The sequence below is a fragment of the Paenibacillus sp. FSL H8-0104 genome (genome assembly GCF_038050215.1).
GTDB classification, from domain to species: Bacteria; Bacillota; Bacilli; order Paenibacillales; family Paenibacillaceae; genus Paenibacillus; species Paenibacillus amylolyticus.
The window spans coordinates 5,321,628-5,344,723 of the sequence record NZ_JBBOTC010000001.1 but is presented as its reverse complement, the minus strand read 5'-3'; the positions used below and the strand labels follow the sequence as shown (position 1 = coordinate 5,344,723).

Here is a 23,096-nt window from a genome sequence, read left to right as displayed (position 1 = left end):
GAGCCGAAGTGGAGACAGAGGTACCTGTTTCCGATTGTCCTTGTACCGATGTTGTCGTTGTCGTCGTTGTCGTTTCCTGAGTCACAGCGATCCCTCCAATGCTCGTGCGAATTCGTCAATCTCTTCCTTACTGCGTCGTTCGGTAACAGCAATCAGCATATGTCCGGCAAGCTCCGGGTAATCACGTCCGAGTTCGTAACCACCAATAAAGCCCGCATCCAGCAATTTCAACTGAAGGGCATCCACGTCGGTTCCTTCAGGAAGCTTAATAACAAACTCATTAAATGTTGGTGCATTAAAAGTAAGGCTAACTCCAGGAATCGCAGTTAATGTATTGAGGGTGTAATGACTCTTTTGCAAATTCAGATCCGCGACATCGATCATGCCCTGTTTACCCATGATGGACATATACACAGATGCGCTGAGTGCAAGCAAAGCCTGGTTGGAACAGATATTGGATGTCGCCTTTTCGCGGCGGATGTGCTGTTCACGTGCTTGCAGTGTCAGTACAAAACCACGCTTGCCGTTGCGATCCGTTGTTTGGCCTACAATTCGGCCAGGAATTCGGCGCATATGAGGCTGGGATACGGCGAAATATCCGCATGTTGGGCCGCCGAGTGAAGCGGCGATGCCGAGGGGCTGCGCATCACCTACAACGATGTCGGCACCCAGCTTGCCTGGGGCTTCCAGCAGACCCAGCGATAGCGGGTTTGCACTTACAACGAGCAGGCCCTTGTGCGCATGCACGAGGTCGGCAGCCTGCTTCACATTTTCCACAGCACCAAAGAAGTTCGGACTCTGGATCATGACAGCAGCGGTATCGTCCGATATGGCGGCTTGCAGGGCATCCCAATCAGTGACGCCATCTTTATAACCAATCTCGACAATCTCCAGACGGAGTCCGTGCGCATACGCCTGCAATACCTGACGGGCTTCCGGATGAACGGTACGGGATACGATGAGCTGTTTGCGACGAGTTGCCGCTGCGGCCAGGTTTCCTGCTTCGGCAAAGGCAGTTGCGCCATCATACATACTGGCATTCGCTACAGCCATACCGGTTAATTCACAGATGTAGGATTGAAATTCGAAAATGGCCTGTAGTTCACCTTGGCTGATCTCAGGCTGATAAGGTGTGTAGGCAGTGTAAAACTCGGAACGGGAAATGACATGATTGATGACGGAAGGAACATGATGATCATATATGCCAGCGCCGAGGAAGCTGGCGTGTGTTTCGAAATTGGCGTTGGCGCCGGCTTGTTTGGACATGTGACGTGTCAGCGCATATTCATCAAGTTTGGAGGATACGGGCAGCTCGCCCTGATAACGAATCTCTTTTGGAATGTCCTGAAACAGATCCTCCAGCGTATCCACACCGATGGTTGCGAGCATGGCGCTCTGATCTTGTTCAGTCATGGGAATGTAACGGTGCTTGCTCATGCTTGATCAGCTCCTTGAGTAGGTGTCTTCGACGTACGTGTCCGTTTATGAAAAGGGGTCTTCACGACCTCGGCTTTTAGTTTCTTGCCGCGGATCTCAATCTCAAGCGGGGTTCCCAGCGCAGCGTATTTGCTGTCGATGAGGGCAAGCCCCAGATTACGCTTCAATGTAGGTGATTGCGTGCCTGTTGTCACTTCACCAATCTGTACGCCTTCGGCGTAAATCGGATAGTGGGGGCGGGGAATACCGCGCTCCAACACTTCGATGCCGACCAGTTTGCGGGCGGGCCCGTCAGTTTTTTGCTGTAACAAGGCTTCGTGTCCGATAAAAGGTCCGGCATTCAGCTTCACAAACATGCCAACACCAGCCTCAAGCGGAGAGATAGTTGCCGACAATTCCTGTCCATACAGAGGGAGCTTTGCTTCAAAGCGCAGTGTATCCCGAGCACCGAGGCCTGTCGGTACAAGTCCGTGACCTTCACCGGCTTGCATTAACCCATTCCAGACCACAGCGGCCTGATCTGCAGGAACATATAGCTCAAAGCCATCTTCACCGGTATAACCGGTACGGGACAACAGTAATTTTACTCCACATACTTCAGCATCCTGCACAAAACGAAACGGTTCAATCGAGCTTACATCCGTATCTGTAACTTTCCCGATAATGTCTACAGCCAGTGGACCTTGCAAGGCGAGTAGCGCCGTCTGCTCCGAATCATTGGTCATGCTTACGCCGGGGATCAAGTGCTCTTGCAGCCACGCCCAATCCTTGTCGATGTTGGAGGCGTTAACCACAAGCATATAATGCTGATCTTCCAGCTTATACACGAGCAGATCATCCACCACACCGCCATCTGGATAACACATCAGGGTGTACTGGGCTTGACCGGGAACCAGCGTGGTCACATCATTAGTCATCATTTGTTGCAAAAAAACTTCAGCCTGCTCACCCTGTACAGTGAATTCGCCCATATGGGATACATCAAACAGTCCAGCACGCTCGCGTACCGCTTCATGTTCTTTCTGGATTCCGCTAAATTGTACGGGAAGCTCCCAGCCTCCAAAATCAATGCACCGTACGCCTTCATATTGCTGATATAGTGGGAAGAGTGGTGTTCTAAGCAAATCAGACATCAAATCACCTCGTCATGGGCCGTCAGCCGGCCGGATATACAATCGTGGATCAATGAACCAGGGTATTTTTAAATTTTCAGCTAGATATTTTCATCACATAAGTATGGTAAGGCAGCTATGGCAGCGCCATTCTACATCCTGTTTTTCGTTTTTTGGGAAAAAGGAAAAGGACAGGCCAAAGAATCGGCATGCCAAGTAGCACGCTGTATTCTAAGGCTCTGTCCCTTGTACCTGAGAGTTACCCCGCTGCGTTGCGCAGCAGGTTTCCCCTTGGGTGATCATAACGCCCGCACAGGGCGAATAGATGCTCTCCAGAGTTGCGTCCCGTAAAAGTCCTTTTGCCTGAGAGATTCACCCCCGCTTATCGGTGGTTTACTCCTTCGGCGTTACCTCATGTACATCCCGAATCGGGTGTCACGGGTAATCTCTCCCTTTACATTCATCCGCGGGTATAACATAGTCCAATAAACACATTTACTCCTCTCATTAAAACGTGAATCCACTACTGATGTCAAGAACGATATCATAGATAATGATTTAAAACCGAATATTTAATTTAGTTTTTAACTTATTGTTCGTGTATTTAAAAAGACTACGCTTACTATTCTAATATTCACCAGTATATGAAGAAAGAGTGTAATCCGGTTACAGAATTTAGAGGTATTCAGCAAATAAATTGTGAGGTATCTTGACATTTGATTCAAAAATGTCATACGCTATGTTCTGGGAAAAAGGTTAAGGTCAAAGAACGCATGTACTCATTAATGAAAAGCGAGGCGGATATCGATGAGCGAATTGAAAAGTGATTTCCTGTACAGTGAAGAGCACGAATGGGTGCAAACCGTAGGGGAGGATACTGTACGTATTGGCATTACCGAGTTCGCGCAGCATCAGCTGGGTGACATTGTGTTTGTGGAATTGCCTGACCTTGAAACCAATGTAAAAGCAGAGGACAGCATTGGAACGATCGAATCGGTCAAAACGGTGTCGGACTTGTTCTCTCCCGTCACTGGTTCAATCATTGCGGTGAATGATTCGTTGCAGGACTCCCCTGAACTTGTGAACAGCTCTCCTTACGAGGAAGGCTGGATGATTGAGATCCGTGTTGAGGGAGATCTGACAGCAGCATTGTCTACATTGATGAATGCAGACGCGTATCGGAAACATACGGAAGCCCACTAAAACGAAAAACCTTAAGAAAGCCTTCTTCTAAATGCTTTCTTAAGGTTTTTCTCGTCGATATTTTCTGATTGTTGAATTTTGAACCTGGAGATTTATAGCTCTTGGATAAAAAGGAGGTTTTATGTACGGATGATATCGTTATCAAAATTTCTTGGAGCATGCAGAACTAAGGTTACGTTATGGTTTCAAATGTCTTAGTTACCCTTATCCAAACTTGTGTCCAACTAGTTTGGTAATACTTATTCCTTCTAAGAATATTGAACCTCGTTACAAGACAGCGAACAAGATAATAGTAAAAAAGGTATACAAATTGATGTACTTTAGACTTTAAAGTTTTCGTATTAAAGAAATCTAATTATATACATATAGGTTATTCATCCTAAATTATTGAAAATAAGTTGAAATTAATTAAATGTTGAAATATAATGGTTTTTGTTGGAGAATATTAAGTTGAGTTAATTTTTTATATTATATTATATTTGGAGGTACATATTAAATGAAAAACATGTTAAAGAAAGTCGTAATAGCTTCAATGCTAGCAACAGCCGCCTATCCATTATTTCCTGTTAACACAAATCTAGCTTCAGCTAATAGTGATTATATTGGTGATGTTTCCCAACCAAAGTATAAAACCATTGCAACCTATTACATGGATGCAAATACGGTAAAAGATTTGGCAGCGAATATGAAGAGGTTTTCAAGTAATTCTGCAATCTTAGTTGAAACAATCGCTCCAATGATAGCTTCAAGGGTATCTCCTGTATTGGGGGGGTATGTTAGTGCAATTTCTCTAGCTACAGCACTGAGTGTCAACTCTCTACTTTCAGACGAAGTGATTTTTGCAGCGAGTCGTAATTTGAGAGTGAAAGTTGAGATACAGGATCTTCCTTATCATACTTCATACTCTGTGAGAACTATTTTTACTGCAGTCTATCATTAAATTTAATGATTTTATTAGACACAAAGGAATGAGTATAGTTATAGCCCTGTCATCAAGTAGACAATAAAAAAGAAAAAATTAATTAAACGGCGGCTTTTTTCTGGAATTTAACCAGGGAGAGGTCGCCTATTTTATCTTGGACACCTTCCTTGTTGCAAAACGAAATATATTCCGTAATCTGGCTCGTTGTTTTCTCTAGATTCAGAGGCTTATCTATATACAGTTTTTCCTTCCTTTAAGTGTGAGAAAAAGAACGAAACAAGGATTGTCAAAGCAGTTCTCACGTTGGGAATGGCTCCGCGTCAGCGTCTTCTCTTTAAGCGACTTGGTTTAGTCTTGTGTTGTATAATAAATCCACTAGTTCGTATGGAGCAAGGGTGTTCCACATTGCAGTTTCTTCAACGTGTCAGTCATAGGTTTTAGTTCATTTCCCTCGGAGAGTTCCCATGCCACAATTTCGTTGTTTATACAGATCTATCTCAAACGAAAGATAACATAGCAAACTCATGACTAATTCGGACCTATGTGATATCCGTCACGTGCTTTGCCCAGGAGAGCGCGACCTTCCCGATTTAAGACATCACGGAACGAGTCAAGGAATGAATCTGAAATTATCTGAATAAGCGGCGCGCCTTCTTGTAATAGGCCACGAAGTCTCTTTTCCTAAAGCGGTTCGGATATGTTTGTAGCCGAATTAAGGATAAGCCGGTAAATGCTTAACATGTGTGCTTTCAGGTCTGCATCCCGGTCTGCTCGTTTCTCTCTGAGGGCCAAGTTTCTTCCAATTGTAATAACCTGCACGTGAAATTTCAACAATCCTACATAGCCAAACCACCAAAGAACCCACGTGCTTATTTCTTGATTAAACTGACACCGGGCTTTAAAATTCAGCTTCCCTCCCCGTGCAAGTCTGAGCTTTTTTTAGATATTATACCTGCGTTTTAAATAGACGTTTTCTTCTACGCTACTAAAATTCTTCTTCGTCCGACTTTCACGCTAATCCTTAAAACTTTCTCCGATTTGGCTTTTACGAAACGATGTGATGATCCAACTCTCATTTAATCCCAATCTTATTCTTCCTCGCCCAGACGATCCGCTTCTTTTATCGTCGTTCTTCGCTGGCTTTAAAAAATACCCTCTGGTTTCCAGTGTTGAGTTGATTGTAACATGACTTGTTTTTTCACTGTCTACCATGAGGGTATAATACCATATGTGCAATCAGGTTCATTCTTTTAGTTCTAACCTAGTAAACGGTATTAAGTGATATTGAGACAGCGTTGACATATGCACGATTTTCGGCGCTGCTCTGCCGGAATACGGTCAAACACACCCTCGGGGAAAGTAGCCCGGTTACACCAGCATTCCGAATGAGGATGTCCTGCGGCATAGGAACAGCGATTAGCTTCCCCGCATAATGGGCAGACAAGAACATCGATATGGATGTGCTCTTGATCGTCTTGTTCTGCAGACATTCAGTTCTTCCCTCCCTGTGCAATAGCTACGAGCTGAAGTTGAACATACTGGTCCCAGTATAACAGAAATGTGCCGGTGATTATGGATTTCACTCTGTATATATGACTTCCAGTTCACCACATCTGTTTCTCTCATCGGCTACTCTTCAGACGGTAATTCGATCTGTAGGCCTTCCACATGTTTGCGTCCCATCAACTTACGATTCTTACGATTTTCCTTTGTTTCTAGCACAATGTCCAAATCATAATTGTCACCCGGATAAAGCTCATTGGCAGATATATGCAGGGTCAGGCGTTTCTTATGGATTTTGACTTTGCGTCCCCGTAACATGACCCCGATATTTCCACGGCTATCCTCGACATCACAGACGATGCCCGACTGATTGAGATAGGCCGCATACACCCGATCCCCTTTGCGAAAATTTTTGGCAGGAGCAGGAGAATCCGACTCTCTGGTTGTTGTCTTTTTGTTGAGACGGATTGGATCTTTTGACTGTTTCGACTGGTTCTTTCTGGATAACTCTGCTGGGCTGACTGATTCTGTACCAGAACGAGCAGGCGTCAGGGCCTTAGTTTCCGAAGGAGGTGACGTGAATCCTAATGTACGATCTCTCGAAATACTTTGATCGGACAGGGACTTGGATCGCTCGATAATTCGCTGTGGCATGCCCAGCTTCAATGCAATGGAATAGGCGTAACTTTCACCAGCTTCTCCGATACGCAATCGATACAGCGGCTTGAGAGAAACGGTGTCAAATTCCATACGGGCATTTTCGAATCCTGGCGTGGCAGTTGCAAAATGTTTGATTTCACCAAAGTGTGTTGTCGCCACAACGGTTGCTCCGCGGCTGTGAAGTTCCTCCAGCATGGCGATGGACAGTCCGACACCTTCACCGGGATCTGTGCCGGAAGCCATCTCATCAATGAGCACCAGCGTCGACGTATTGGCCTGTTCCAGTATGCCAATCATATTGCGAATATGTGCAGAGAATGTACTGAGCGCTTGTTCCATACTCTGTCCGTCACCAATATCAACCGCTACCTCGTTATAAACGGCCATCTCGCCACCTTCTTCCACCGGAATAAGCAAACCGGATTGCATCATCAGGGTTAGCAAACCTAGCGTTTTGAGTGCGACCGTTTTACCCCCGGTATTCGGGCCAGTAATAATGAGCGACGAATACGTTCTGCCGATTGCAAAATCAAGTGGAACCATGGAAGAACCCATGAATGGATGACGTGCACGTTGAAGGCTGATGTGGCCTTGTTTATTGACTCGAACGGTACGCCCATCCATGGTGGCCGCATATTTGGCTTTGGCAAACAGGAAGTCCATTACACCTACCGTTTCGGTGTTCAGAGCGATTTCACGGTTATACGATTCGGCCAGAGAGGTTAAATCACCGAGAATTCTCATCTCCTCTCGGGACTCCTCCGCTTGTAGAGCGGCCAATTCCATCTGTAAACTTACTAATTCAACAGGTTCGATATATACGGTTTGCCCGCTCCCGGATTCATCCAGTACACTGCCTTTCACCTGTTTACGGAACTCTTTCTTAATGGGCAGGACCGTTCTTCCTCCCCGTTGGCTGATGACATGTTCCTGCATAATGGAGCGATGTTTACTCACCAGAGAATCAAGCTTTCGTTTCATGCGCTCCTCATTCACCGTCATTTTTTTACGAATTCGAATCAATTCTTTGCTTGCCTGATCCTGAATGCGTCCACTATGGATGCAGCGCTCGATCTCACTCAGCAAAGGTTCGATCAGAATCATGGATGCTGCATAACGACTGACAGTGGGAGCGGCCCCGGATTTGCCCTCCATGTATTTCATAAGTTGTGCACAGCTTCGCAGGAACTGAGCGAGATGACTGAAGTCGCGTTCACTGAATAGATAACCGGTGCCAAGCAGATCCATAATGGTTTCCATTCCGTCGAGTGAAGGGAGGGGGATGCTGGCCCCGAAGCGAATCAACGCAGCAGCTTCTGCTGTTTCTTCCAGGCGAATCTCGATCAGGTGAGCATCTACCATCGGTTTTAGTTCTCTCGCATAACGTTTGCCCAGATAAGACAGGGCGCAGTCTGCAACATTTTTTTGAATTTGTGGATAGCTCAAACTGTTTAATGTGTTCTCATTCATGCGTAATCTCTCCTTGAATTTGAATTGGGATTTCAGTTGACGCGCTGAAACATATTCCTGGAAAACGCAAAAAGGGCGGAGAATGAACAAACGTCATTCTCCGCCCTAAACGTATGGGAAAGCAAAGTCCACTACAGGTCTATATTAAAAAATCCGCGCTGAACTCAGCGCGGAAATAGACCCGGACAATTACAATCCCGGAGGCGATTTATGATATCCGCTGTTCTTAACTAAGTACAGGGATCTGGCGCATCATGAAATACACGTATGCCATATGGGCACAAGCGCAATGAAAGGCCAAACTCCTGAATATGAAACTTGGTTAGTTAAGAACATTCACCGACATTAAAAATCTCTCCTTTGATTGAGGAATATGCAACCAATATAAACTGGAAATTGGTTTGAAGTCAACCTTTAGAATAAATGAGTGGACTTGAATAAGAATGGGTTTTAAAATAACAATAGTAAATTAATCCAATGAAAGCGATTTATTTTAATAAACATACGTATAAAGGAGGATGCTCTTCTTGCCGAAGTATTTACTGCGTTTGCTCTGTTTTACCCTGATCCTCGGAGCCCTTCCGGTCATTGTTATTGGTTCGGTCTCGTATACGATTGCATCACGTGACATTGAACAGAAAGTGCGTGAGAGCAATCTTCAGATATTGCATCAGACCCAAATGAGGGTGGAACAAGTTCTGCGCAGCCTGCAATTATCATCCATCCAGTATGTTAATTCGCCCTTGGTACTACAAGCGATGAAGAAACCACTAGACAGCAGCGAATTCCAAGAGATTCGTGATCTGACCTCAGGTTTTAACAACTTGCAAGCGGTTACGAACATTGACCAAGCCTATCTGGTCAATCTGGATGAAGATTGGGTCGTTTCGATGCGTTCTTTTGGCAAATTGGATGATTTCAGCATTCGAGACCGAATTGGCTCCTACCTAAGTTATACCAACAGCCTGTTCTGGGTCACTCAGAATGCCAGTTCAGCCAAAGAAAGTGTACCTGTGTCAGCAGGTATGGGTGAACTAACACCCGAACAGGCACCTGCTCTTATATCATCGGATAATGTGGTCAGTATGGTATTCAAAATCCCGATGATACCAACCAATGTGAAACCAAAGGGATTTCTTGTAATTGATATCGCCGATACGGAACTGAGTACCTACTTGAGCCGAAATACGAATTCTGGAGATATGTACGTTCTGGATCGGGAGCAGAAGTATTTTCTGAACGATATGCAGCAAGGCGGGAAATATGACGGGCTGAATAAGGAAATTCAGGAAATGGTGCAAACGACGGGCCAGCCAGAGGGTTTCTTCAGTGCGGAGGTGGAAGGTAATCAAGTGGCGGTTAGCTATAGGCAATCTCCGCTCAATGGCTGGTTATACGTGTCCGTTGTATCTCTTGGACAGATTACGGCCCAGTCACAGAAAATTGCATTGGTTACCGGTATCGCTACACTGGTCATGTTATGTGTAACGGGATTGTTCGCCATATACGGCAGTCGGCGGATGTACTCACCGATCTCCAGACTGCTGCAATTTACGAAGGGGTTGGATTCCCCAGTTGCTCCGTCAGGACGCCGACAGGATGAATTTATCTATATTGAGGAGCAATTGTCAACCTTGTTCAGCTCGGAGAAAACGATGCGTGAGCAGATGAAGGGGCAGCATGTGCATCTCCAGGAGTTTTTTATGACCAAACTGCTCACAGGCAAAATCTCGGAAGAGGATTTCAGATATCAGGGAGAATTGTACGATTTCCCGACAGGGTGGGCAAATCTTGGCGTACTCATGCTCCAGATCGATACCTTGGAAGGGACCCGATATGAGGAACAGGATCGCGATCTGCTGCTGTTTGCTGTCAACAATATGGTAGGTGAGCTCCTTCCTTCGGCAGTTCGGTTCACCCCGGTCATGCTGGATGATGCTCAGGTCACCGTACTTGCCTCCGAACTGACGGATGAGGTGAAACTGAAGGAATGGATGCATACTCAGGCAGACTGGATTCGCGAACGTGTCGTGACCTACCTGAATCTGCCCGTAAGTATTGGCATCAGTCGTTCTTACGCTTGTATCGGAGATACGCCAAGAGCGGTTCAAGAGAGCCGCGAGGCTCTGCAGGGCCGGGTCAGTCTGGGCAGCCGTATTATTTTGCATTACGAGGATATTCAGCCACGTGGTCAGATGGAGGCCGCGTTGTATACCCAGTTACGTATGATCGAGGATCAGCTCGCGTCTGCGCTCAAGCAAGGAGATGAAGAGAAGACGGACACCTACTTTAAGCAATATTTGGGACTGCTTGCAGACAAAAAGCTTCATTTCAGTGAATACCCCGTCATTATGGTTCAGTTATTGTCTCGTGTATATCAGCTTGTGCAGGAGCAAGGCGGGGATGTAGCCGAAGTACTGGGTGAAAAAGCATCCATGTCACATTTGCTGAAGTTGTCCACATTGGACGAAATGACCAATTGGTTCCGCAAGCGGCTGTTCCTGCCCGTCATTCGTTTCTGGCGAGAGCAGGAAGAATCCCAATACATGAATATTGCGAGACGTATGATTCGTTTGATCGAGGAACGTTATGATCGTGAATTGTCGCTGGAAGCCTGTGCCGCTGAGCTTAATTTTCACCCTGTTTACCTAAGTCGGGTATTCAAGAAGGAAGCTGGAGTCAATTTTACGGAATATCTCGCAGAGTATCGTATGGAAAAAGCAAAGACATGGCTGCAAACAACAAATCTTAAAATATCGGAGATTGCCGAGAAATTAAACTATACCAACCCAACCGCATTTATCCGTACATTTCGCAAAATCACAGGAACCACCCCCGGCAAGTACCGGGAGCAGCAGCGATAAAACAAACCTGCTCTGCCCGCCATGGCAGGCAGGCTTTTTTATGTTTGGATGAAGGAAGAAGACCACTTTTCTCTATGAAGTTAAGACAGGAATATAGAGGTTGAAAGCAGTTCATTGCGCCTTTGAACTCTGTGATATAAATGAGCTAAACCCTTGCTACATAAGGAAAAACAAAAGGCTAAAACGAGACGATAGCCAGTCATTCGTTTATCCTCCACAATGAAGACATGAATTCAGGAAGTGATATTTTGTAATCGTTTCCAATGTGGGGAGGAAGACAATATGAAAGCCGAAACGGCGGCTCGAACACGGCCCGCTACCCGCAGTGACAAAAACCTGCTGTGGAGGGACATTATCAAAAACCGGTGGCTGTATATCATGTTAATACCGGGTGTGCTTTACTTTGTTATTTTCAAATACATACCCATGTATGGCATCACGATGGCTTTTCAGGATTACACGCCTTACAAGGGCATCTTGGGGAGTGACTGGGTAGGGTTCAAACATTTCCAGCGTTTCTTCGGAGAACCGCAGTTCTGGACATTATTTCGAAATACGTTTTTACTTGCCATTTATAACATTGTGTTCTTTTTCCCACTGCCGATTGTACTGGCACTCATGATGAATGAAGTTCGCCGTGAACGGTTCAAACGATTTGTACAAACGCTCGTCTATGTTCCACACTTTGTTTCCTGGGTTGTTGTTGTCGGTGTGTTCTACATGCTGTTCACAACTGAGGGTGGTGCAATTAATGAATTGCTCTATAACCTGACAGGACAAAAAGTGGCGTTCCTGCTTGAACCTGGTTGGTTCCGAACGATGATTGTCGGACAATCCATCTGGAAAGAAGTTGGTTGGGGCACAATTATCTTCCTGGCGGCACTTTCCGGTGTTGATACACAGCTCTATGAAGCAGCACGGATTGATGGTGCCAATCGCTGGCGCCAAACCTGGCACATTACGCTGCCGGCCATTCGCAGTACCATCGTCATTTTGCTCATTTTGCGTCTGGGCAATTTCCTGGATACAGGCTTTGAACAGATCTTCCTGATGCTGACTCCGACAAACCGGGATGTGGGCGAGGTATTTGATACCTACGTGTACACAAAGGGTCTTACACAGGCACAGTACAGTTATAGTGCGGCTGTCGGGTTGTTCAAATCGGTTGTCGGGCTGGCGCTTGTCCTTGGTGCCAATACGATGGCCAAAAAATTCGGGGAGGAAGGCGTCTACTAACCTTTGGGTGCAGACGTTCTTCACCAGACAGGAGTGAACATTGATGCAACAGGATAAAACGTGGGGCAACCGGATCTTTGATTTTCTCAATCACGGCTTGCTGCTGTTGATTGGAATTGTGACGGTCATCCCGTTCATTTATATTTTGGCCGTCTCATTTACCAGTCCGCATGAAGTGGCTAAGGGAGGATTCATTCTTTTTCCAAAAGAGTTCTCTCTGGCTGCGTACCGTTACATTTTCTCTACAGATACCTTGATTCGCAGTCTGGGTGTATCGGTCTATATTACGGTGATCGGTACCTTCATTAACCTGCTGTTTACGTCACTTATGGCGTATCCGCTCTCCAGAAGATATTTGCGTGGACGCCAGCCCATTTTGCTCGGTGTATTGTTCACGATGCTCTTCAGTGGCGGGATGATTCCAACATACTTTGTCGTGAAATCCTTGCACCTGACGGATACGTTGTGGTCACTGATGTTACCTACTGCTATTAGTGCATTTAACTTGATTGTACTGAAAAACTTCTTCCAAGCCATTCCCGATGAACTGGAGGATGCAGCCAAAATTGATGGATGTAACGATGTCAGCGTATTGTTCCGGATTGTACTGCCGTTGTCCATGCCAGCCATGGCGACATTTTCACTCTTTTACGCGGTGGCCCACTGGAACAGTTTCTTCAGCGCTGTTATCTATATCAACGATAGTGAGAAGTGGCCTGTTCAAGTTTGGCTGCGTGAGATTGTCATTCTGGCACAGAGCCGAATCGGAGACACGAGTATCGAAGAGACCGAGATCCAGCCGCTTACCATTCGCATGGCGGTTATCGTATTCTCCACAATCCCGATTATGCTGGTATATCCATTCCTGCAAAAGCACTTTGCAAAAGGCGTGATGCTGGGTTCGGTGAAAGGTTGAGTCGTCACATGGTTCAAAGTCAGTTCAGTATGACTGCATAAAAAAAGGGAGGTTTTCATGTTATGAAAGCAACAAAAAAGAAAGCCGTAGCTGTCTTAAGCACACTGGCACTGGTGACAGGTTTGCTGGCAGGATGCGGATCAGACGAGGGTCAGGCTGCCGAGGGCGGCGTACAAAATGTGTCCATAGCCATTGCACAGGTGGGTGATGTGCCAAGCAAAGGCAATGAAGTTCAGCAAAAGATTGAAGCGTATACCAATACCAAACTGGATATCCAGTGGATTCCGGCTTCGGCCTACAATGACAAAATTAACGTGATGATCGCTTCAAGCGATATGCCGAAAATTGTGAAAGTACAATATAACCCAACGGTGACCAGCGCAATGCGTAATGACGTGTTCTGGGAAGTGGGACCTTTGCTGAAAGACTACAAAAATCTGTCGGCACAGAACGAGCGTTTTTTTGACAACATCAAGGTAGAGGGCAAAATTTATGGGGTTCCTGTGTTCTCCGATATTGCGCGGGCTACAGTGATCTATCGCAAGGACTGGTTCGAGAAACTGAATCTGAAGGTGCCAACCACACCGGATGAATGGTATGAAACGATTAAAACGCTGGCTACCTCGGATCCGGATGGAGATGGTCAGGATAATACGTTTGGACTGATGCTTTTCAAAAAATATAATGAGGATCAATATTCCTTCACAACGCGCCTTGGCGTAAGTTTTGGTGCACCTAACAAGTGGAAGGTCGAAGATGATGGCAGCTTCACGCCGGAATTCATGACACCGGAATATATGCAGGTGCTGGATCTGCTGAAACGTTTGTACGATGAGAAACTTCTGAACCAGGACTTTGCCGTATTCGACTCTACGGAAGCGGAGAAAAAGTATGATTCCGGTGTTGTTGGTATCCGTGTTGGTGTTGCGCAGAACGGAAAAAGTCAGCAAGAGCGTTTGTCCAAAAACAATCCGGATGGTGTGGTAGACATCGCTGGTTTGCTTGGAGCGAACGGAGATCGTGTTGCAGGACAGACGGGTAACTCCGGAATACTGGCATTCCCTAAATCAACGGTGAAATCGGAAGAAGAACTCAAGAACCTGCTCTCCTTCCTGGATAAACTGATGGACCCTGAGATGGCGACCCTGTTGATGCGTGGTATGGAAGACAAACATTACACCAAAGTGGGCGAAGATCAGGTGGAGATGAGTGACTTCGATGCATTCCAGCGTGAAGTGAAGCCTTACCGTGACAACCTTCCTTATGTCGAAGGCTATAACGTACCGAAATTGAAGGATACCGAACTGGGTGAAAAAGGTACGGCACTTGCCAAGGAACTGGCGGAGCACGCTGTGCCAAACCCTGCACTGACGTTATATTCTCCAACGTATGGTGACCGCGGGGCGGATCTGGATCAGGTGATTGCCGATGCACAAACCAAATACATTATGGGCAAGATCGATCGAAGTGGCTGGGAAAAGGAAATCGAGAATTGGGGCAATGCGGGTGGAAACAAGATTCGTGAGGAATATGCCGAAGATTATAAAAAACAGGCTCAATAAAGAGCCGGAAGCGGAGGCTTGATCATGAAGGAAACACTGCAACTCACATCGGTGCGCATGGCACAGCAATTCATGGAAAGTTATCGCAACCATGAGCTGTACGCCACTTGGCATTACGAGAACGGCTGCTTTTTGAAAGCACTGGAGGAGCTGTATACACATACGGGGGAGCAAAAGTATTTTGACTACATCCGTGAGTTGATGGATCATTTTGTTCAGGAAGATGGCTCCATTCGCTCCTATACGGTTGAGGAATATAACCTGGATCAGATCAATCAGGGAAAATCACTGTTCCTACTACATGAGAAAACGGGTGAAGAAAAATATCGCAAAGCTGCGGAGCTGCTTATGACTCAGCTTAAGGGACAGCCACATACGAGTGAAGGCGGGTTCTGGCACAAAAAGATTTACCCTTTCCAGATGTGGCTGGATGGATTGTACATGGCTACTCCGTATCTGACCCAGTTTGGCGCAGTGACGGGTGAAGAGAAGTGGTTTGACAAGGCGGCTCTGCAGCTCTTGCTGGTGGAGCAACGTACACGTGATCCGCGTAGTGGTCTCTTGTACCATGCCTGGGATGAGAGCAAAGAGCAGCGCTGGAGTTCGGGTGAGACGGGATGTTCACCACATGTCTGGAGTCGGGCGATGGGCTGGTATGTGATGGCGGTTGTGGATACATTGGATCATCTGCCGGTAGATCATCCGCAGCGCGGACAGATTGTGGGTATCTTCGAACGGGTAGCAAACGCACTAGTGCATGTACAGGATCAGCAGACCGGACTATGGCCACATTTGTTGGATCAACCGGGACGTGAGCGGAACTATCTGGAGGCTTCCGGGACCTCAATGTTTGTCTATGCATTGGCCAAAGGTGTGCGTAAAGGATATCTAAGTGGCAAGTTCAAAGCGATTGCAGAAAAAGGGTATCAGGGTCTGCTACAGCATCTGCTGCAAACGGACCGTGAAGGCGTGCTGTCCTTGACGCAGTGTAATGGCGGAGCCGGTCTTGGAGGAAGCCCGTATCGTGACGGGTCCTATGAGTATTATGTGACCGAGTCCATTCGGATCAATGATCCGAAGTCGGTCGCTCCGTTCATTTTGGCAGGAGTGGAGATTGAACTTTACAAGTCCAACTAACATGTACATGAGAACGGAGAGGGCAGAAATAATCTGAGGAAGCGAAGCGTTCGCCTTTATCCCCGGATTTTCCCCTTTATAAAAGGGAATCAAAAAATCTGGGGATAACAGCGATCTGAAGGTTGTTCTGTCATCGGAGTGGTCTGTGTACATAACCTTATCCAAAAGGAGAGATGGTTCATGAGTCCAAAAGGTCCAATGTCCCGTTTAGGCGGAATCGTTGTAATTGGTGCTATGTCCGCTGGATTGCTTGCAGGTTGCGGGGGAGAAAAAGCACCTGCTGCAGGGGAAGGTAAACTTCCCATTTCCATCTCTTTAATGCAGGTAGGTGATATACCGGCCAAGGAGAACGGGATTGAAAAGAAGATTGAGGAATATACAAATACGGATGTCAATGTACAGTGGATTCCGCAGTCTGCTTTTGATGATAAGGTGAATGTTATGGTTGCTTCAGGTGAGATGCCTACCATTATGCGTGTGAATTATGTACCGACAACATTTAATGCCGCCAAAACGGGACTGTTCTGGGAACTGGGGCCTTACTTGAAGGATTATAAGAATCTTTCTGCCCAATCCGAAGCTTATTTTAACAATATCAAAATTGAAGGCAAGGTCTACGGTATTCCGAACTTCCGGGATATTGGACGGACTGCGATCGTATATCGCAAGGACTGGTTTGATACATTGAAGCTGGATATACCAAAAACGCTGGATGACTGGTATGAAGTGATGCGCTCCATTCGCAAGGATGACCCTGACGGAAATGGTAAGGAAGATACGTACGGTGCACTGCTCTTCAAAAAGTATAATGAGGGTGTCTCTTCCCCACTGACGCGGATTGCTGTAAGTATTGGCGGTGTTAACAAATGGGGAGTGGATGATGCTGGGAAACTGACCCCGGAGTTCTTGACTACCGAATATGTGGATACAATGAAACTCTTCAAGCGACTGTTCAGCGAGGGACTGATTAATAGTGATTTCCCTGCTCTGGACCCTTCTGATGCGGACAAAAAAATGGATTCCGGCCTAGTTGGCATGAAGCTTAACGGTGTGGCCCAGAACGGGAAGTCCTCCCAGCAGCGGCTTACGCCTAATGCTCCGGATGGAGAGATTGATGTGGCTCCGTTCCAGGGAACCGACGGAATTCGAATCGCCGGGGAGCCGGGAAACTACGGAATGCTGGTCATCCCGAAGGCATCCGTTACGGATGAGGAGCAATTGAAACAGGTTCTTACCTTCCTAGACCAGTTGATGGATGAGGAATTAAGCGCGTTACAACTCCGTGGATTGCTCGATGTGCACTACAGCAAGACTGCTGATGGGAAAACCGAACTTAAGGATTTTGACGCTTATCAGCGTGAAGTGAAGCCATATCGGGATAATTTGTTAAGTATTGAAGGTTATAATGTACCTGAACTCGTCGATGTTCCCATTGGTATGAAAGGTACAAAGATGGCGCGTGAGAATGAGCAATACGCCATTGCCAATCCGGCACTCACCTTGTCTTCGGCAATCTATACTGAGCGTGGTCAGGAGTTGGATCAGATGATCTGGGATGCGCAGACCAAGTACATTATGGGTAAAATCGATGACGCAGGTTGGGAGCAGGAAATCGCAAACTGGAGAAAAGCCGGTGGTGATCAATTGATCACAGAACTTGAAGCATCCTATAAGGAATTAAACGGGAAATAAAGCTGGCTGAAATAAAAAAAAGGTTGATCAAATGGAATGATATGGTTTATTCTATGAGTGAGTTCATTTTTCCAATATCATAAGAAAAACCACACCCTTAAAGCATAAGGCTATGAATCTGCGGATTCATGGCCTTTTTTTGTGTTTTAGGCGAATGAAATGGGTCTATGGAAGGAGGGGCGCACACCTTGAAGTAACGGGGATGGACGAAAAATAATATCAATAGCCTAGTACAACATGGTAGAATATTGATTATTATGGCAAATTTAGGTTTTGGTTATGAAGAGAAGTGACTAGATTGACCACGTAAAGCATCCCCATACTAAGGTACATAGGAGCGTGAGTAGATTGAAGAAGCAGATCAAAGGACACGAGAAGAAGAAAAAACGGAACGTGTGGATCGTCGGATTATTAACGACAGCTGTATTGGCAGGAACACTATTACCGATGGGCCCCGTACATTTTACTTCAACAGCGAATGCCGCATCGGGAACAAGTGACACTGCCCTTAGCAAGTTCAAGGATATCAAGGGCCACTGGGCTCAAGCGACAATTGCCAAAGCTTATGAAAAAAATCTGATCTCAGGTTACCAGGACGGAACGTTTCGTCCCAATGGCAAAATTACGCGTGGGGAATATGCGACCATACTCGCCCGCGCGACTGGACTAGAGAAGGTAGAGGGGCAGAATCCCTTTGCTGATCTCAAGGGCCATTGGTCTGAAGCCGCGGTTAGCCAACTTGTTGGACAAGGATTCATTAATGCTGGCGATTACGCCAAAGGGTTCAATCCAAATGCGGAACTGACGCGTTACGAGATGATGAAATGGATTGCAAATGGACTGATCAAGTCCGGAGCCAGCTTCCAGGATGCTTTTAACGATACAAAAAACACGCTGCTTCCCACACCGGAAGTGAACCGTGGCACCATTCGTGCTGAGCAGATTCCGTATCTTGCCCTTGTCCGTGGGACAGGCATTGTCGGTGGATTCCAGGATGGCACATTAAAACCAGCGGACTCCACCACTCGTGCAGAAGTATCGGCCATTTTGCTGCGTTATATGGACGTAGAGGGCACGGATGCCGGGAAGTATAGTGACCTGAATGAAATGAGAGAGGTCGGCACGACGGGTACGAATTTAACGACGATTAGTAATTATAGGTACACTAAGAATTCAGTCAAAGTTAGTGATATATCAAAAGAAGAAATTAATTTATCCAATAAATCTGGTGTAGTTACACTCCATAGATATATCGTCGTGGATGTTACTCAAGGTAAAGCAAAAGGTATCTATGCACCATTATTTATTGGTCCAGAAACACATCTATTCAAAGGTAATTATATGGCTTTTGCAGATATATCTTTTACATCCAAAATTGATAAATCCAACTTAATCACCTTCAATGGTGGCCTATATAGTGGTTTTTTACAATTTAATCGATTGGATCTTAAGCACACCTCTAAGAACGGTTTAGTTACTATTCCGGAAAGTTCGAGAGATTTGATAAAAAAAGATGTGAAGAAGAGATTTTGGATCACATCCGTTTTAGCAGGGAAAAGTGGGGCATATATCTTTAATGAAAAAAGTGAAAATGTACTACAAATTCAGAATATGTAAGTAGTACTAAATGGTGGTGAAGTGTTTTTGCAGGTCCATGGTGAGAAGAAATACCTAATTGTTATCTTAATTTTTCTTATTAATATACTATGTTTGAATTTATCATCGCCTATAGAAGCTGCAAGCTCGGATTCGTATGGACCCAAGAAACAAGAAATTTCAAATACAATACAGTCGTTAGAAAGGGTAGCGAATCCGGGTGTTTATTGGTATCAGCTTGATAATGGTAGCTTCAGGGCAGATCACACTAACGGACCAACTTTCTCGGATAACCTTAATAGTAATTCATGTTCTAGACCGTACCCAGCTGAGAAAGAAATACCTAACGAAGTGGATTTTTCCAGGTGGCCCGCTGAACATTGGCCAGAGTTTCAATCTCAAAGAATCACACAGCGAATGGTAGAAAATGTTCGTATTAAGAGTGTAGATTATCAAACAAGCGTGAAGCAGTTATTCTATACTGGGGTTGGTACTACGGTTATAAGAGAAGGTAGTACTGTCGTAAAGATCATTACCAAAACAGGGGGCTCACATCAAGTAACTGAGTGGAATGATTATGAGAATGGTGGTAGAACAAATCAAGGTTGTCTTAAGCAAATAGTAGCCTACCATACACCAATGGACATCATCTGGGAGGGTGATCTGGTAGAAGAAAAAGAAATCGATGTAACTCCAAATAAAACCCTTACCATAGGACAAACTCAGCAGATGATAGCCAAGGTGAAGACCAAAAACTATGGCGAAACAGATTTTAATGGGGGCATCGACGTATCCCGAAGGGAAACGGAAATCAAATGGTTTTCTTCTGACGAGACAATTGCGAGTATAGAGCTCAAAACAGGGATGTTAACGGCCGAAAGTCCAGGCACGGTCACCGTGCGTGCGATCTGGAACAATGGTACATATCTGATCTCGGATACCGCCACCATAACAGTCACGTCTGAGCCAGGACTCGTTGTGAATCTGCCGAATGCTTGTAAAGCCAATACGACACCTCTACAGGCAGAAGCAGTTCTAACCAAACCGGATCGCTCTGTTCATAAACTGACGGCACATCCCAAATTGACGTGGCAGAGCTCGAATCCGACTATAGCGACGATCGGTGCTGATGGCAAAATCACGACAAAAGGGATCGTGGGTAGCACTACCATAAAAGCTCATTTTCTTGATTCTGCTCAGCAACTGGATGAACAAGGGACTCAGGTGCTTGAGGTGAAGGACTGCACGAATAATGGAGGAGGTGGTAATGATGGCGATCCGGGGGGCGACCCTGCGAACGCTTGCCCTGTGACCATCAGCCCACCGAGTAGAGGCACGGTTATTGAAGCATCGGTTATGGACCCATCTGTCCGAGGTGTGTTGAAGGCAGACGAGCGTGGATCTGAGAAGTTCGATGTTACCCGTGGTATTCCAACTTCGGAAGATCTCTATGCCAATGTCTTGGCCAAGGAATATCTGTTTCAGCACCGCTGGGTTAACATGACGGGAACGGTGACTTACACCGTTAAAGTGAAAAGGGTTTATCATAAAACCTGGACGATCCCGGGAAGAGCCTCTAGTGGTGAGGGGGACCCAGGAACACCTCCTGAGCCCAAAGAACTTGATGTGCCCGGGGATAGAAATATGCAAGTAACACGGACATATAGCTATTGGCAGATCGATAACCTAGAGGCCTACAAGGTAAATGAGGCAAAGGTATCTAACTATGCACTAGGCGGTTATGGTGATACCGTGACCCTTATGCCCAATGCATATACACCACCGACTTTGCAATCGGCTAAGGATATTGCGATTACCAATCATGTGAAACCTGCGCCATGTCGAGAAATTGATCTTGGTATCAAAGGGGTTCCGGGTGGTTCGGCTGAACCGCCTACGCCAGATGAAACATCATTGTTTCAATCCAAAGCTGAAGCGGAGGTTAGAGAAAATACCGTCAATAATGACAAGGTAACCTTTAATGGAGCGACGATTATGGACCCTGCTCCCGTGGAAAAAACAGCTCCAAGACCTGGGACGATCCCCCAGCCTGGCATGATCGGGGACGATGTTCTGTACCAGAACCGGCTTACGATCAAGAACACGTTGATGAACAAAGCTAACCAGCCGACCACGGGTGAGATTACGTATGGACTTCTCCCTGGCAATGTTAACGGAGGGCAGGATCAGAAGTTCCCCATTCTGGGCATTAACTCGGTTACAGTACATACTCCAGTTGTGAACTATGCCTGGGTGTCAGATGATCAGCCTCATAATCAGAAGACTACGCCTGATCCGACCAGAGCTGCACTTATTTTAGAGCGCCCATTCATTGTACGAATCCCAACCTCAGGTCAACATTTGGATGTAGCAAGTTATCTTGGGTATGGAAACCATGATTATGCGAAATATTTCCGGATCAAACAGGTTCGTTTTCCATTCGATGTCTATAACGGTGCCAGAAGTCAGTTTATTCCGGCCAAGACATGGGTGGATATTCCGGTAAATCAGTTGGACACCCCTTTTTATCTTCCTGTATGGGTAGATGAAGGGAATTACCAAATTGAGTTTCGAAATATCGCCGAAAATGCACCTGCAAACTTCACAGAACAACAGGATGCGAACACCAATCTGACCCATCATGTCGCAGCAGATACCGTTGCTGTAGAGGTTATCGGACGATTGTATGATTTTCACATCACCGATATTTCAGACTACAACTGGGAAAATGTGTTCCGCAAGCGGATGGGAAGCCCCGAACCAACAGGTGTGAGTTACTGGACCGGAGGAAACAGTATAGACGGAGATCCCCGAGGTAATTTGGCTCCCTATGTCCTGCCTATTCGTCCCGGTAGTCATCCGGTACAGGGGTTCCGAAATGCTGCAGTGAAGACGGGTTACCATTTCAAGTTTGATCTGAAGACAAAGGGCAATATGTTTGGGAAACAGGATGGTATCCGAATCACGCCGTCGTTCTCTTTTGTGAGTAAAGATGGCACCACCCGGCAAGAAGTGGATTTATACTACCATCGAGGACAGGAACGACTCATTCGTATCGGATCGGCACAAGATTTAGAAAAACGCTTTGTTGTCCTGAACTCACGGTTGCGGAATGTCCCCGGTACGGAGTTAGGTGATACAGCGCGCTATCAGTATACCTATGAACTGTCGGAGGAGGAACGCAATCAGGGTACAATGGCGGAACATATGGTTCGTTTCGTGGATCAGACCTCTCATCATAAAACGTGGGTAGGTCGTTATGACTGGATGATTCTTCCTTCACAGATCCGCACACTCATTGGCCCAAAAGCAGATATTCCCTCCAGTGTTAATGTGGATCGGGCGAATGCAGCGATTCAGCGCTGGTATGGGGAATATAGCTTGCCCGCAGATGTATATGCAGTGCCCAAAGGAACCGATCTCGAGTCACTTGCCAGACAAAACCAGTTGGATGAGAAGGCAATGGTATTTCTGAGGGAGGGTTACATTGTGGTTAACTTCAATATGGAAACATTGCGCAGTGGTAATACGAGTGCACCACATCTGCAATATATTCACGCACCGTTGATGAATCAATGGCAAATGGAAGGTTTTGATAACAACCCGGTAGATAATCAGGGGAGAAGCTGGCCGATGCAAGATGGGGACGTGGTTTTGTACCACGCCGATCAATCCAGCCGGAATGATTTCCAATCCCAGGTACCACATTAGAGAGATATCGTTTTACCCATAAAGAAGGCAAGCGTAATGTGAATCTACATGACGTTTGTCTTCTTTTTTGTGTAA

General features: G+C 46.1%; 14 protein-coding genes and 2 riboswitches. Of the genes, 10 read left to right on the top strand and 4 right to left on the bottom strand.

Features of this window, described 5'->3' with window-relative positions; all coding sequences use genetic code 11:
• Positions 1 to 81: 81 nt before the first annotated feature.
• The gene (gene gcvPA / locus NST38_RS23520; RefSeq protein ID WP_076252927.1) at positions 82 to 1,437 is read right to left on the bottom strand and encodes an aminomethyl-transferring glycine dehydrogenase subunit GcvPA; all 1,356 of its coding nucleotides are present in this window, start codon (positions 1,435 to 1,437) and stop codon (positions 82 to 84) included.
• Complete coding sequence (gene gcvT / locus NST38_RS23515; RefSeq protein WP_036617019.1) at positions 1,434 to 2,570, bottom strand: glycine cleavage system aminomethyltransferase GcvT; 1,137 nt, start codon at positions 2,568 to 2,570, stop codon at positions 1,434 to 1,436. The genes gcvPA and gcvT overlap by 4 nt, the downstream gene beginning before the upstream one ends.
• Before the next feature lie 216 nt (positions 2,571 to 2,786).
• A riboswitch (glycine riboswitch) is annotated at positions 2,787 to 2,887 on the bottom strand.
• Between the two features lie 3 nt (positions 2,888 to 2,890).
• Positions 2,891 to 3,013: riboswitch (glycine riboswitch) on the bottom strand.
• A gap of 343 nt (positions 3,014 to 3,356) precedes the next feature.
• Between gcvT and gcvH the strand changes: the two genes are divergently transcribed.
• Both gcvH and NST38_RS23505 read left to right on the top strand, forming a co-directional pair.
• Complete coding sequence (gcvH, locus tag NST38_RS23510; protein WP_076252926.1) at positions 3,357 to 3,752, top strand: glycine cleavage system protein GcvH; 396 nt, start codon at positions 3,357 to 3,359, stop codon at positions 3,750 to 3,752.
• Positions 3,753 to 4,248: 496 nt separating this feature from the next.
• Positions 4,249 to 4,692 carry a hypothetical protein gene (locus tag NST38_RS23505; RefSeq protein WP_076252925.1) on the top strand — a complete coding sequence of 148 codons (444 nt, stop codon included), beginning with the start codon at positions 4,249 to 4,251 and terminating at the stop codon, positions 4,690 to 4,692.
• A 1,256-nt stretch (positions 4,693 to 5,948) separates the two neighbouring features.
• Here NST38_RS23505 and NST38_RS23500 read toward each other — a convergent pair.
• Together NST38_RS23500 and NST38_RS23495 are read right to left on the bottom strand one after the other, a co-directional pair.
• The gene (locus tag NST38_RS23500; protein WP_076252924.1) at positions 5,949 to 6,164 is read right to left on the bottom strand and encodes a cysteine-rich CWC family protein; all 216 of its coding nucleotides are present in this window, start codon (positions 6,162 to 6,164) and stop codon (positions 5,949 to 5,951) included.
• 139 nt (positions 6,165 to 6,303) lie between these two features.
• On the bottom strand, positions 6,304 to 8,307 hold the full coding sequence (locus tag NST38_RS23495; RefSeq protein WP_076252923.1) for an endonuclease MutS2: 2,004 nt from the start codon (positions 8,305 to 8,307) through the stop codon (positions 6,304 to 6,306).
• Between the two features lie 527 nt (positions 8,308 to 8,834).
• Between NST38_RS23495 and NST38_RS23490 the strand changes: the two genes are divergently transcribed.
• The 8 genes from NST38_RS23490 to NST38_RS23455 all read left to right on the top strand — a co-directional run bounded on the left by NST38_RS23490 (position 8,835) and on the right by NST38_RS23455 (position 23,021).
• The gene (locus NST38_RS23490) at positions 8,835 to 11,171 is read left to right on the top strand and encodes an AraC family transcriptional regulator (RefSeq protein WP_179087918.1); all 2,337 of its coding nucleotides are present in this window, start codon (positions 8,835 to 8,837) and stop codon (positions 11,169 to 11,171) included.
• Between the two features lie 282 nt (positions 11,172 to 11,453).
• The gene (locus NST38_RS23485; RefSeq protein ID WP_076212382.1) at positions 11,454 to 12,407 is read left to right on the top strand and encodes an ABC transporter permease; all 954 of its coding nucleotides are present in this window, start codon (positions 11,454 to 11,456) and stop codon (positions 12,405 to 12,407) included.
• 43 nt (positions 12,408 to 12,450) lie between these two features.
• Positions 12,451 to 13,323 carry a carbohydrate ABC transporter permease gene (locus NST38_RS23480; protein ID WP_036617041.1) on the top strand — a complete coding sequence of 291 codons (873 nt, stop codon included), beginning with the start codon at positions 12,451 to 12,453 and terminating at the stop codon, positions 13,321 to 13,323.
• 62 nt (positions 13,324 to 13,385) lie between these two features.
• Positions 13,386 to 14,885, top strand: coding sequence for an extracellular solute-binding protein (locus NST38_RS23475; RefSeq protein ID WP_076252921.1), 1,500 nt, complete (start codon positions 13,386 to 13,388; stop codon positions 14,883 to 14,885).
• Positions 14,886 to 14,909: 24 nt separating this feature from the next.
• Positions 14,910 to 16,022, top strand: coding sequence for a glycoside hydrolase family 88/105 protein (locus NST38_RS23470; RefSeq protein ID WP_076252920.1), 1,113 nt, complete (start codon positions 14,910 to 14,912; stop codon positions 16,020 to 16,022).
• Positions 16,023 to 16,202: 180 nt separating this feature from the next.
• Positions 16,203 to 17,714: an extracellular solute-binding protein gene (locus tag NST38_RS23465; protein WP_083684726.1), complete on the top strand. Its 1,512-nt coding sequence runs from the start codon at positions 16,203 to 16,205 to the stop codon at positions 17,712 to 17,714.
• Positions 17,715 to 18,053: 339 nt separating this feature from the next.
• Complete coding sequence (locus NST38_RS23460; protein ID WP_370511438.1) at positions 18,054 to 19,331, top strand: S-layer homology domain-containing protein; 1,278 nt, start codon at positions 18,054 to 18,056, stop codon at positions 19,329 to 19,331.
• Between the two features lie 441 nt (positions 19,332 to 19,772).
• Complete coding sequence (locus NST38_RS23455; protein ID WP_257468008.1) at positions 19,773 to 23,021, top strand: DUF5704 domain-containing protein; 3,249 nt, start codon at positions 19,773 to 19,775, stop codon at positions 23,019 to 23,021.
• Positions 23,022 to 23,096: the final 75 nt, after the last annotated feature.

Excerpts from the sequence above, each read along its gene's own strand:
- gcvPA (WP_076252927.1), bottom strand. The coding sequence starts at position 1,437 with ATGAGCAAGCACCGTTACATTCCCATGACTGAACAAGATCAGAGCGCC.
- gcvT (WP_036617019.1), bottom strand. The coding sequence starts at position 2,570 with ATGTCTGATTTGCTTAGAACACCACTCTTCCCACTATATCAGCAATAT.
- gcvH (WP_076252926.1), top strand. The coding sequence starts at position 3,357 with ATGAGCGAATTGAAAAGTGATTTCCTGTACAGTGAAGAGCACGAATGG.
- NST38_RS23505 (WP_076252925.1), top strand. The coding sequence starts at position 4,249 with ATGAAAAACATGTTAAAGAAAGTCGTAATAGCTTCAATGCTAGCAACA.
- NST38_RS23500 (WP_076252924.1), bottom strand. The coding sequence starts at position 6,164 with ATGTCTGCAGAACAAGACGATCAAGAGCACATCCATATCGATGTTCTT.
- NST38_RS23495 (WP_076252923.1), bottom strand. The coding sequence starts at position 8,307 with ATGAATGAGAACACATTAAACAGTTTGAGCTATCCACAAATTCAAAAA.
- NST38_RS23485 (WP_076212382.1), top strand. The coding sequence starts at position 11,454 with ATGAAAGCCGAAACGGCGGCTCGAACACGGCCCGCTACCCGCAGTGAC.
- NST38_RS23480 (WP_036617041.1), top strand. The coding sequence starts at position 12,451 with ATGCAACAGGATAAAACGTGGGGCAACCGGATCTTTGATTTTCTCAAT.
- NST38_RS23475 (WP_076252921.1), top strand. The coding sequence starts at position 13,386 with ATGAAAGCAACAAAAAAGAAAGCCGTAGCTGTCTTAAGCACACTGGCA.
- NST38_RS23470 (WP_076252920.1), top strand. The coding sequence starts at position 14,910 with ATGAAGGAAACACTGCAACTCACATCGGTGCGCATGGCACAGCAATTC.
- NST38_RS23465 (WP_083684726.1), top strand. The coding sequence starts at position 16,203 with ATGAGTCCAAAAGGTCCAATGTCCCGTTTAGGCGGAATCGTTGTAATT.